Origin of the sequence: Flavobacterium fluviatile (genome assembly GCF_010645065.1) — a bacterium.
GTDB lineage: Bacteria > Bacteroidota > Bacteroidia > Flavobacteriales > Flavobacteriaceae > Flavobacterium > Flavobacterium fluviatile.
Genome location: NZ_JAADZW010000010.1, coordinates 99,533 through 111,553, shown reverse-complemented (window position 1 = coordinate 111,553; position 12,021 = coordinate 99,533). Strand labels below are relative to the sequence as shown.

13 protein-coding genes are annotated in these 12,021 nt (G+C 35.8%); 2 read left to right on the top strand and 11 right to left on the bottom strand.

All coding sequences use genetic code 11. From position 1 onward, the window contains the following. Window positions 1–9: 9 nt before the first annotated feature. From GXM17_RS12145 to GXM17_RS12130, 4 genes are all read right to left on the bottom strand, one after another. Complete coding sequence (locus GXM17_RS12145) at window positions 10–1,299, bottom strand: hypothetical protein (RefSeq protein ID WP_163399603.1); 1,290 nt, start codon at window positions 1,297–1,299, stop codon at window positions 10–12. Window positions 1,300–1,433: 134 nt separating this feature from the next. Next, window positions 1,434–2,294: a response regulator transcription factor gene (locus GXM17_RS12140; RefSeq protein ID WP_163399602.1), complete on the bottom strand. Its 861-nt coding sequence runs from the start codon at window positions 2,292–2,294 to the stop codon at window positions 1,434–1,436. A gap of 422 nt (window positions 2,295–2,716) precedes the next feature. Then, a complete protein-coding gene (locus GXM17_RS12135) occupies window positions 2,717–3,082 on the bottom strand; it encodes a hypothetical protein (RefSeq protein WP_163399601.1) in 366 nt (121 codons plus the stop codon). 193 nt (window positions 3,083–3,275) lie between these two features. After that, a complete protein-coding gene (locus GXM17_RS12130; protein WP_163399600.1) occupies window positions 3,276–3,827 on the bottom strand; it encodes a hypothetical protein in 552 nt (183 codons plus the stop codon). A 185-nt stretch (window positions 3,828–4,012) separates the two neighbouring features. Between GXM17_RS12130 and GXM17_RS12125 the strand changes: the two genes are divergently transcribed. Next, the gene (locus GXM17_RS12125) at window positions 4,013–4,153 is read left to right on the top strand and encodes a hypothetical protein (RefSeq protein WP_163399599.1); all 141 of its coding nucleotides are present in this window, start codon (window positions 4,013–4,015) and stop codon (window positions 4,151–4,153) included. Window positions 4,154–4,173: 20 nt separating this feature from the next. Here the strand turns inward: GXM17_RS12125 and GXM17_RS12120 are convergent, their stop codons facing one another. The 4 genes from GXM17_RS12120 to GXM17_RS12105 form a co-directional block, all read right to left on the bottom strand. Further along, entirely contained in the window at window positions 4,174–5,457 is a 1,284-nt protein-coding gene (locus tag GXM17_RS12120) for a bile acid:sodium symporter family protein (protein ID WP_163399598.1), read from the bottom strand. Between the two features lie 134 nt (window positions 5,458–5,591). Further along, a complete protein-coding gene (locus GXM17_RS12115; protein WP_163399597.1) occupies window positions 5,592–6,254 on the bottom strand; it encodes an aspartate/glutamate racemase family protein in 663 nt (220 codons plus the stop codon). Next, entirely contained in the window at window positions 6,251–7,633 is a 1,383-nt protein-coding gene (locus GXM17_RS12110; protein WP_163399596.1) for a four-carbon acid sugar kinase family protein, read from the bottom strand. Before GXM17_RS12110 ends, GXM17_RS12115 begins: the two co-directional genes overlap by 4 nt. Further along, entirely contained in the window at window positions 7,633–8,874 is a 1,242-nt protein-coding gene (locus tag GXM17_RS12105; RefSeq protein ID WP_163399595.1) for a ribulose-bisphosphate carboxylase large subunit family protein, read from the bottom strand. Before GXM17_RS12105 ends, GXM17_RS12110 begins: the two co-directional genes overlap by 1 nt. 425 nt (window positions 8,875–9,299) lie before the next feature. On the opposite strand from GXM17_RS12105, the gene GXM17_RS12100 reads away from it, so the two are divergent. After that, a complete protein-coding gene (locus GXM17_RS12100; RefSeq protein ID WP_163399594.1) occupies window positions 9,300–10,556 on the top strand; it encodes an MFS transporter in 1,257 nt (418 codons plus the stop codon). A 137-nt stretch (window positions 10,557–10,693) separates the two neighbouring features. Here GXM17_RS12100 and GXM17_RS12095 read toward each other — a convergent pair whose 3' ends face one another. The 3 genes from GXM17_RS12095 to GXM17_RS12085 form a co-directional block, all read right to left on the bottom strand. Further along, the gene (locus GXM17_RS12095) at window positions 10,694–11,299 is read right to left on the bottom strand and encodes a hypothetical protein (protein ID WP_163399593.1); all 606 of its coding nucleotides are present in this window, start codon (window positions 11,297–11,299) and stop codon (window positions 10,694–10,696) included. Next, window positions 11,300–11,470, bottom strand: coding sequence for a hypothetical protein (locus tag GXM17_RS12090; protein ID WP_163399592.1), 171 nt, complete (start codon window positions 11,468–11,470; stop codon window positions 11,300–11,302). Window positions 11,471–11,632: 162 nt separating this feature from the next. Beyond that, window positions 11,633–11,866 (bottom strand): hypothetical protein, encoded by a 234-nt coding sequence (locus tag GXM17_RS12085; RefSeq protein WP_163399591.1) that lies wholly within the window; start codon window positions 11,864–11,866, stop codon window positions 11,633–11,635. Between the last annotated feature and the right edge of the window lie 155 nt (window positions 11,867–12,021).

Genomic DNA, 12,021 nt, shown 5'->3' with positions numbered 1-12,021 from the left:
TGTAGATTTTTATTTCTTTTTATTAATTAGTTTCTCCGGATAAAAAACCAATTGAATGAGGTTATATTCCAATTGACTGAATTTAAATTTCTTTCCGTCAACTTCAAATTCAGAAAAAGGATACCAGCGAAAATTTGTCCTTAATATCAATGCTTCATCATTTTTACCTGGCCTTATATCCCAGCCAATAGTAAGTCCCGGTTCAATTTTATTAAAGGTAATCTCTTGTTTTAAATTGTCTGCATTTTCAGTGTATTTTAATTTATCGTACGCTAAGTTTATACCAATATAAGGCGCAAATCCTGTGTAATCTGTTAAAAATTTATTGCCTTCTAATGCCAGTGAAGTTTTCTTAATTTCTTGTTTTGAACCATATCCCTCTGTTTCAAATTTTGGGTTTCTAAATGACAATGCGGTAAATATTCCGGCTTTATAAAAATGATAACCTGCAGCAATATCAAAATAATTTTTTGAAGTTATTTTATTTTTCAGATACGGAAACTGGCTTTCGTTATATTCGGATTTTGAAAGTGAAAAGGACATAGAAGGACCTACTCCCACAAAGAAATCTCCAAATTTAAAAGAACCGAGAGTCTGTTTGGATAAACGAGGATAGCTATTCCATTTGTCCCTTGTTTCTTTATCTACATTATTGGACGTATCCATAGAATAAAGCAGTCCTAACTGAAAAGCAAAATTTGGTGTTTTGATTTCTTCTTTATTCGTTTTATCAATTGGATATTGCCATTTATTATCCGGAAAATAATTCAACCCCAACCGCAAAGAGAAATTTCTGTAACCATACAACACCCCTATATCATAATTCATCATGAAATCTTTTGAAATAAAAGGCTGATCTTCATTAGGTTTACTTTTTTGATGAAAGTCCAATGCCCCCCAGCTGACACCCACATAAGGTATAATTTTCTTTTCCTGATACACCCACGGAAAAAATCTTGCCCCGGTTACAACAGAATGCTTATGCTCAAAACTATTTTGATCATTTTTTTTGAAATCTGTCTGGTTAAGCGGAAAAGTTACATATAATTCTGCATGCCCCCAAAAGTGAAATCCGCCCCAGGTAAGATATTGATTAAAGGAAGCCGAATTTTTGAAGGTTTCAACTTCATTGTTTACCATACTTTTTCCTGTAAAAGAGGGGAAAAAAGTTCCTCCTAATTCAAAATAGGTTTTGGCAAAATCCAGCCTCTTTTTTTTGGCTTCCTCCGAAGGATTTTCCTGCGCCCATGTATACATTGTAATACTTGTCAGGATTGACATTAAAATTTTTCGCTTCATATTTTTTGTGATATAAATTTGAAGCGAAAATAGATTTCACAATTACGGGCGACAATCGGGTAATAGTATGAAATAGTCCAAAAAACCAGAAATCATACAAAAGTATGAGTCTTTTTAAAACAAAAAAACAATGATTAACTGATTAAAATAGCAGTAAATCCTGCCCTGCTTTTTACTCCAAACTTTCGATAAATATTGCTTGCATGTGTTTTAACAGTTGGCAGAGATATGTACAATGCTTCAGAAATTTCATTGTACGTTTTGCCTTTTACTAAAAGCATTGCGATTTCCTTTTCTCTTTCTGACAAGCCATAATTTTTAAAATTCTGTTCTTTAGGTTCAATTTGCGGATTCATGAGAGAAAGACGCTGTAAATCATCCAAAAATTTACTTCCTGACAAAAGAATGAATACTAAAGGAATCGTAAAACCAATTTTCAATTCGGCGTTGGATGACTTATAATAATAGTTCATTATCAACGAAAGCGGTACAAGTATCATAAAAGCAATAGCAAATATCCGTTCGGTTTTCTCTCTGTGCATTATTCTTTTATGAGGTTTAGTGGTTCTGATGAGAATCATGGACAATACAACCGAAAATCCTAAGAACAAAGTGACCACATATTGCATATAAGGCAGGAAATTAAAAAACCAGGCTGCAATAACAGAGATGAACAAAAAAGCTGAAAGACCAATAAATATTTTTTTAAAAACTGATTTTACAGCATACTGCCTTTCTCTTAGTACATTCAGAGGAGTTGTTAGTCCTACTAAAACCATCGTTAGTAATATAAAGGCATCAGTAGTTTTGATATGACTGATTTGTTCTAAAAAAGAAGAAACTGTCAAAGCAATAATCAGTAATAGTAATGAAAATGTAAAAGCAATCGTTTCAAAGGTTTCAAGGTTTCTTTTATAGCAAACTAATTGCAGGAAAATAGTAACAATTATTAAGGTGTAAGCTATAATCATTAAGACAATTTCGAGTAAAGTCATTTTTCTTATTGTATTGTATTTAAATATTTGATACTATTTTGTGATAAGCTTTCTGTACTAATTTGACATCTGACAGCTTTTGCCGAAGTTATAAAAATAGTTAATTAACCCGTTGGGTAAAATTATTCCTTTTCCAATTCTAGCGTATCAGCTTGATATAAATCTGTCTAAATCTGCTTTAATCTCTGTAAATCTGCGTGAAAAATTAATACGCAAAAGTATTTCACGCAGATTTTAAAGGATTTTCGCAGATCAAATTAGGTTTAATGCTTGAAGCTATTTTGTTCAATTTCACCCAACGAGTTTAATTAATTAACATCTTTTCTGCTACTCGGTTTAAGTTTGTTGGTATAAATTTATATTCTTAAAAAAAAACTCCATTAAAAAAAATGGAGTTTCAATTAAAATTTCTGTTTTGCTGTTTATATTTTATCCAGTGTAATTTTCATCTCCCTGCTTTCTAATATCAGTTTATCATCAGTTATTGTGCTTTCGCATGGATAAGGCGTTCCTGTTTCATCTTTAATCACCAGGCTCTTCCCTCCTTTTGTTAAAGCATAAGTACCATCTGTTATTTCTCTCTGGAGAAAACCTGTTACGTGTCCATCTTTTGTAAAAGTCAACATTCCGTTGGCCAGAATTGCAGTTTTTGCAGAATCCGAAAGTGGCATTTTTGCTTCTACTGCGGTAATTTTCCACGAGTTCACCAGTTTATTACGATCATTACATGAAACCATTAATATGGTTAGTAATACAATCCCATAAATAAATAAGTTAGATTTTTTCATGATTTTTAGATTATAGGTTAAACAGGAAACAAGTTACAAAAAAAATACATCCAAAATATTTAAAATCAATTATTTATATTGAAATATAAAAAAAGAAACACCTTTTTTAACAATAATTAAGCTTCAATTAAATCAAACATCTCTGCGTTTGAGGCAACTTTTTCTGCTGATGGCTTTCCATTTTTACAGTTTCTCATCGAACTGCTTTATTTAAAAAATTATAAGACTGTATGCTTTTTATTCTGATACCGAAAAAGCAATCATCCATGCATCCTTTAGGAACATAACCACAAGTAGAAATCAAACCATTATTTTTGGATTCGAAATACACAGAGACGTCTTTCCTTTTGATAAGCCATTCTTTTTCTGCCTTGGTGTAGATTTGATCTAATGTTAAAGCCTCCGCCGCAACTGAATTTTCGTGAGTGTTTATCTGATTTTCTTCTTCAGTCCATTCTAATGGTACACTATCAGGAATATTTTCAGTATTTCCTGTGTATTTAAAATGACGCCTGATTATTTTTCCATTTGATACCGTTATGGTTGTTTCCCAACCATAATTCAGAAAAACAGAACCACTGTATACAACATACTTATAAGTGTTATTTGATGAGTTTTTAAAATCCAGCCAGGTTTTCTGGCTTTTTTGGAAATCATTCTGATAGTTTAATTCATCGTCAGACGAACACGATACTATTAAACTGCTGATTAGTACAAGTGCAATAAAGTGAATTTTGGTTTTCATAATTTTTGAGTTATGGTTTATCTATACAGATGTAAATCAAAGTATTTAGTTGCGTTGTTTTAGCAAACTTATCTGTTTAAAATAAAAATCATCAGGATCAGAAATAATTCAACAATATTGACTTTAATTAATTTACGGATATCGCTTTGTCGTTATTCCAAATTTAAAATAAGCTTAAATTTCTAATGAAATCATTAAGCATAAGGGATGGAAATGGCATCCTTTTGTTTCCTTCTTTAGGAAACAAAAGATATAATGAACAGCCCGACCCTTGTGGTTATGCCCAAATTACCAAACTTAAACCCATAAAAAAACTCCATCGGTAAAATGGAGTTATTGATTTTTTCTAATGAGTATCAGGTTGAGTTTCGTCTTCAGGATTGCCTGTTTTTCGCCAGTAATTAGCGAGGAGGGAACCCGAAACATTCATCCAGGGACTGAAAACTGCCGATGCTAATCCTAAAGTCGCCAGTTTCCCCATAGAACCGGCGAGTCCGGAGGCCATTCCCCCGTTTTGAAGACCCACTTCGAAAGCGATCGTCTGACTGCTTTTTTTGTCAAGACCGCTTAATCTGCTGAGCCAATAACCGAAAAAATAGCCTGCTCCGTTGTGCAATACTGAAGCAAGGAACAATAGAAATCCAATCTGTATGAGATTATCTCTTCCTGCAGCTGTGGTGACCAAAGTAAAATAGATAATTCCGAACATCGAGAAATAAGGCATAACCGCATCGATTTTTGGATAGGCTTTGTAAAGCCAATGATACAAGACGCCTACAATGAAAGCCCCACAGGTAAAATTGATAATTTCGAAGACATGAAATGCTGTACTATCATCAATAACGTAGAAAGATTTTCGAATAAAAATAAAGATCACAAGCCAGAATACAGACAAAATCGTTAACAAATAGATTCTTTTTCTGGCCAGATTCCCATAGTTTTTTAAAATATCGTGAATCATGGCTGCCGCCAAAGGCACAAGAACAATCTTGATAATCTCCATCATCATATTGAAAAAGTGAACCTCAACCAAAGTCCCGGCAAATATTTTCATCAAAAAAGGGGTCATAATTGGTGCTGCCAGAGTTGAAATTGCGGTTACGGTAACGGACAAAACAAGATTTCCTTTGGCGATATAAGTCATCACATTAGAAGCCAGTCCGCTGCTGCAGGAACCTATCAGAATAATCCCGGCAGCGATTTCCGGTTCAAAACCAAAAGTTGTGGCAATGATAAAGCCTGCTAGCGGCATAATGGTAAAATGTCCCAGCAGTCCAATAAGCACTCCCCTGCCTGATTTTCTGATACCTGTAAAATCCTCAATGCTCATCTGGGTTCCCATTCCGAACATCACCATCTGGATAATAATCAGAATAAGCCATTTATTTCGCATATCAAAACCGCCCACGTGCAGGAAAAAATCCGGATAGATTAACCCGGCGCAAACCGCAGTAATAATCCAGAACGTATATTGATAACCGCTTATTATTTTCACGTGTCCTGCTCCAATGGCAATACTCGAAAATCCAAAGATAAGTCCCAATTTCCAGATGATTTCCGATTGCTGCAACCAGCTCAAACCGGCTACAATAAAAAATACCGGGGCAGCCCAAAGAAAATATTTACGCATACAAATGAGTATTAAAACATGTTATTTTATTCAAAACTTTTCTTTAAACCATCTAAGTTATATAAGTAAATGTAAGTTTTTCTTTTTGCGTAAAGCTTAAATAAACTTATATAACTTATATGGTGATTTTTTTTTTAGAAATAAAGTTCTGCCAGTTTTTTCATTGCTATGGCGGGACTTGCTAAAATTGGCACCAGTTTTTCTTCGGCACTTAAACCATCAACTACTCTTGCCATTGAAGCCTGTGCCAAAACAATTACATCAACCTCTTTCATCAAATCTTTTAGGGCTTTGGCAACCATTTCGTCGTGTTTTTCTGCATCTCCGCTCATTAAGGCCTCAAAAGCACCTTCGCATAATTTAGAAGAAATCGTTACGTTTTTGCCTGCAAGTTCTGCTCTTCTTCTTACCAGATCACTTGTAGGTTCTAATGTAGTTGGCAATGTTGCTATTACACCTATTTTATTGCTGATCTGTACTGCTTCATCCGCCATAGCCTGATCTACACGAATTACCGGAACGGTACTCAATGTTGCAGCGGTTTCAATCGCTACACCAATAGACGAGCATGTAACCAAAATGACATCTGCACCTGCGGATTCAGCAAGCTTAACATGACTTACTACTCTCGCAGCTGTGTTTGGCATTAATTTTCCCTTTTTAATTACATCTTTAATCAAGCTGTCATCTACTATATTGAAGGTTTCTGCCCCATTTAAAAATTCACTGCTTAACTGCTGAAACAACGGAACCAAAGTGGCCGATGTGTGTACAAAACCTAACGTTTTTGCGCTCATAATTTTTCTCCTTTTAATACTTTTATAAAATAATCTGCGGTGCCTACCTGACCGCCTTTAAAATTCATTTCTATTCCATTAAGCCATTTGTTGTCCGAAATTGCCTTGCAAAGAGGCGCTCCTGGTGCGATTGGCGCAATCATTTCTAATGCTAAAATATCCAGTTCGGATGCTGCGTAACTTGATGTATCGCCACCTGCAAAAAGGATTCTCTTTAGCGGAACTGCCTTTAAAACTTCTTTGGTGATTCTTCCCAAAACACTACCGTAAAGAGTACTGCATTGTTTCTGAATTTCGTTTTCCGAAAAACCTTTAGCTGAAAAATAGGCTTCGGTTTCGGCAATACGCGGATCGTTTGAACCTGCACTGGTATGTAAAATTGTGCTTTTTCCGTTATTGAAATTCCTGATGATTTCAGAAACAGCATTTTCTATAATTTCATTTTGATATTCGCTAACAACTGCTTTGCTTTCTAATGGAATTTCTAAAAAACCATTTTTCAATGCATATTCAATTTGACCGGAGGTCACCGGAGAACAGCTTCCTGATAAAACCAATAAAGGAGAAACCTCTCCTGCCTGTTCAAATGCTGTTTCGTTTGCTATAACATTGTTGCTTTTCCAGTCTAATCCCAGCGCCATTTCGATTCCTGATGAACCTACAGAAAATAATGTTTTTTCGTTTGCCAGTTGATTAAAAACACTTCCAATTGTTTTGAGATGTTCCAGATTGAAACCGTCAAAAAACAGGATTTCTGCCTGATTATTATCAACTTCTTCTAAAACCGCAGAAACACCCTTCTCAATTGTAGTCAAATTGATAAGATTTATAGACTTATTTGTCTGTTTTGCCAAATGAATAGTCAAATCGCCCTCTAAGGCAGGAGTAACCGGATGTTTGCTCATGGATGGATGACGATCGATACGGTAGATTTCTCCGTTACCGATAGTTCCCATTCGGGCGAAAAGATTTCCGAAAACGCAAAACCTTCCCAAATGGGGTGCTGATGGCGAAACCAAAACCGTTTTCTGGTTAAAAACTTCGCTTCCGATTTCGATTGCTTTTCCGATATTCCCTACGTGTGGTGCAGAATCGAAAGTGGAACAGACTTTATAATGAAAGTGATTGGGGGCAAAACTTTTCAGATTTTCATAGGCATTACAAAGTTCTGTTTCCATTTCCGATGTTGACATCGACCTGCTTTTTCCGGCCAGACCTATTGCCTGAATTCCGGGAAAACGGTCAATGTCTTTTTGATTCGGTTTTTGAAGAAAAAGTATTGTTTTTACACCGGCCAGCGTCAAAAATTCCAAAGCATCCGTAGATCCTGTGAAATCGTCGCCGTAAAAGGCCAACAGCAATTTATTTTTTAAACTCATTACTTTGAGAATTTTTTAACCGATTCGGCAAATTCAGGGTATTTCTGTGCCGATTCTTCGACAGACAAACCGTCAACGGCTCCTTGCCATGCCTGCTGTAATGCGTTTACTCCGGCTTTTGGTCCCATTGGGTGTGCCAAAATTCCGCCGCCGGCCATATACAGCAAATCGGTAGTTTGGGTTCTTCTGTACGTTTCAACAGCCTGTCCTCCCCATTGTCCGGAAGAGACTACAGGCAATATTTCGTATCCTCCCAAAAAGGGTTTTAAACAGGATTTTATCGAAGTCACCACCGAATCATCGGATTCCCAAAATTTATTCTGGATTCCATTGACGTGCAATTGATCAACTCCTGCCAAACGCTGAATTTTTTGGTAAGCCGGAAATTCAATTCCCAGTAAAGGATGACGGTTCAGCATTCCCCAGCCGTTTCTGTGGCCGTGGATAACTAGTTCTCCTCTATCGCAGATTTTTTTTGTTCCTGAAAGCCCGACACTGTTGATGCTGATCATCGCACAGCTTCCTTGTTCCTGCTGAATCAAATCATATTTTCGCTGCATTTCGTCAATTTCATCACTGATATTGAACGCGTACATTACTTTTTTACCTGTTTTTTGTTCGTTGTCGCGAATGACTTTCATAATTCCTTTTACCCTTTCGTCAAAAGGTGAATTAGCCGCAGATCCCATCAGCTCATCGTCTTTAATAAAATCAATTCCCGCATCAATCAGCGATTTTACCAAAGCCGCAGTTTCATCAACGCTCATCCCTATACTTGGTTTTATAATCGTACCAATCATTGGTCGGTCTCCTACACCACAAGATAGTTTAGAGCCCTTGATTCCGAATTTTGGTCCGCTATAATGAGTTGCGAAAGAATCCGGCACTTCAAAATCCATGAGTTTCAAACCCGTAAATTGTGTGATTTCGTATAGGTTTCCTTGTAAAGTGCTGATCAGAACCGGCAGGTTATAACCGAAATTCTCTATCGACCAGCTTACTTTTACTCTTGCTTTCTGGTATTTTTTCCCCGGAATACTTCCTCCCGGAATGGATGGTTCGTCAGAAACATCCAATAATTGAATAGCCTCAACACGTGCAGCAAAGCGTTTTTTCAATTCTTCGGTTTCACCCGGCACCGACACAAATGTGCCCGATGACTGCTCACCCGCCAAAACTGCTGCCGCCTGTTCTACCTCATAAGGGGTTTCAATAAGATACTCCGCAAATACTCTTTCCATTGTCCTACATTTTATTAAGAAATTCTAAATAAATGAATTTATAGTGAGTAAGTGTCCTGCTGTGTACTGTATTGTGAATTTATTTTGAAGTCAAGTTAATAACCTGAATCCGATATTTTAATTTCAGGAGCAGAAAGATTAGGCATTATCAGTAAACATTGTTCCGCTCTTCGTTGCAAACGAAGTTCACTAAACTCCGCTGAAAATAGAAGTATAGTGAAGTAATCTTATGTGCCAAACCCCGGCACAAAAGGATTTTCACTGCGATCGGGGCCAAAAAACAACATTTTACCTTTTTATAAACATTCAAAAAAGAAAACAAGTACCAATCGAATAGCAAACATTGTAAACAAATCAGATCAAAAAACAATTATTTCCTGTTGTGTTTGAATTCGTATATTCGCCCATTATTTTGAAAAAAGAAAATGATTGCAAAATTGAATGAAAAAAAATCCTATCCATGGATTCTTGTAGGCTTGTTGTGGTTTGTGGCTTTATTGAATTATTTAGACCGACAAATGCTTTCCACTATGAAATCAGCGATGATGGATGACATTCCTGAATTGGCGAAAGCTGAAAATTTCGGTCTTTTAATGGCTATTTTCCTTTGGATATATGCACTGATGAGCCCAGTTTCCGGAATTATAGCGGATCGTTTTAACCGAAAAAGAATCATCATAGCAAGTCTTTTTATCTGGTCAGGGGTTACTATGGCGATGGGTTATGCTACCACTTTCAATCAGATTTATATTTTGCGTGGGATTATGGGTTTTAGCGAAGCTTTTTATATTCCCGCTGCCTTATCTTTAATTGCCGATTACCATCAGGAAAAAACACGCTCTTTTGCTATTGCTATTCATACCACCGGAATTTATTTAGGACAGGCGCTGGGTGGCTTTGGAGCCACTATTTCTAAGCATTTTTCCTGGCATTTCAGTTTTCACTCCGTAGGTTTACTTGGTGTACTTTACAGTTTGGTACTGATCTTTTTTTTACAGGAAAAGAAAACCTACTTTTTTGATCCCACAAAAAAATCATCTGTCAGCACTGAATTTAGACAGATGTTCAAGGGATTGGGAATCTTATTTGGCAATATCTCCTTTTGGGTTTTATTGTTTTATTTCGCTTCACCAAGTTTACCGGGTTGGGCTGCAAAAAATTGGTTGCCTACTTTATTTACCGAAACGTTACATTTGGACATGGCTTTGGCGGGACCAATTGCAACGGTAACCATTTCGATGTCATCATTTTTTGGTGTTTTAATTGGTGGTGCCGTTTCAGACCGATGGGTGATGAAACATCTTAAAGGAAGGATTTACACCAGCGCCATTGGACTATTTCTTACCATTCCCGCTTTGTTTTTATTTGGCTACTGCTGCGACACAGCAGCTATTATTTTTGGCGCTATCCTTTTCGGACTTGGATTTGGAATATACGATACCAACAATATGCCTATTCTTTGTCAGTTTGTTGCGCCTCGCTACCGTGCTACCGGATACGGAATTATGAATTTCGTAGGTATTTCAGCCGGAGCTGTTATCACGGAATTTTTAGGAAAAGCTGCTGATAATGGGGGAATGAGACACGTTTTTGTATTGCTTTTATTTGTAGTGGTTACTGCGATTGTTTTACAACTTGTTAGTTTGCATCCAAAAACTATTGATATGACTGAAGGGGAGTGAGGTTTGAGGTTTTAAGTAAAAGAATCCTGAAAAATTAGTGACTTTAAGAAATTAAAATTTGACTTTGAATAGATTGTAAATGCAAATACAGCCATTTCATTACTCTGATACGATATGCGATAGTGGGCTCATGACAACTATTTTCGAGGCAAAAAGAATCCTTTAATACAGTCCATATTGCGAATGCATATTTGGATGTGACTTTTCTTTTGTACACCAGCACCCGGAAATGCAGGACCTCCTTCTGTAAAAACACCTCTTACGGAGTCAAACTCTTTTAATGAAGTTGTATCATCCTGCTCTATTTCTTCCTTTATTTTTTGATGGAGATACTGAATTACAGCACAATCTAATTCACGTATCAGTAAATCCTTGTGCTCGTCTTCTTTTACATCTTTATTTTTTGGAAGTTCTTTTTCGATGCTATGAAAATCCTTTTGCATCAATTCATAATAAACCGAAAGCATTTTAATGAATTCACTATCAATCAAGTCAAGACAATAATCTAATGTAAATACAACGCCAATTACAGAAGCTTTTTTAATCATGCCTTTTTTCTCTTTGTCTTTAGCCCACTGTAAAGCTCTGTCGTAATTGTTTTCCCAAACATAAAATCCGTGACCGAGCCAATCAAATGGTTTTTCGCTAATTTTTATGTTTTTAGGTTTGGTAAGAAGTTGTTGTGCGACAGATTCATCACAACCATGAAATCCAATTAAAAGATTAGACCTCGAACTGTACATCTATTCAGCAACAGATAGTACTCGTTCCAAATTAGGAAAAGATTTAGTCATTTTTCCTTCTTTAGTAACAATACCAGCAGAACTCAAAGATTTAATAGCTGATTCTTTAGAGCTTTGTCTTTTTTCAAGTTTTTTCGCCAAGTCAATTAGCAATGCTGTTTGTGATTTCATAATTGTGGAATAATTATTTTTCCAAATATACAAAATATATCAATATTTCTTGTGCACCTATTTTTAAACTTACCTTAAAAACATTTTACGAGGTTTTAAAACTGATTAAATTAGTCCTCGTTGTAAACATTCTTAAATATTTTAGATCACTATGAATTTGGATTATTTACTCCAATGATCAATTCTTGTATTAACAAAAACGGAATCGGAAGTAAAATTTACAATAAACGTTTTGGTTTCTACAGGATCAATATCGGTTCCGAAATCAGTATAAATTTCATATTGAAGCTGGATTGAATCTTCTGAACGTTCATTATAATTTCCTCCAAGTAACTTCTCTACTTCTTTATATTTTATTCCGGGTTTTAAATAATTTGCTTTTAAATCCTGAATCATAAATTCACGATGATTGTAATTTATATCATCAAGGGTTTTCCATTTATTTCGTTCAAATTTATCTGCGTTTGTTCGCAGGAAATTAGGAGGATTGAAATTAGAAAAATTATAGAGTGACGTTTTTTCATCATTTATATATTTTTATCTTAAAATAG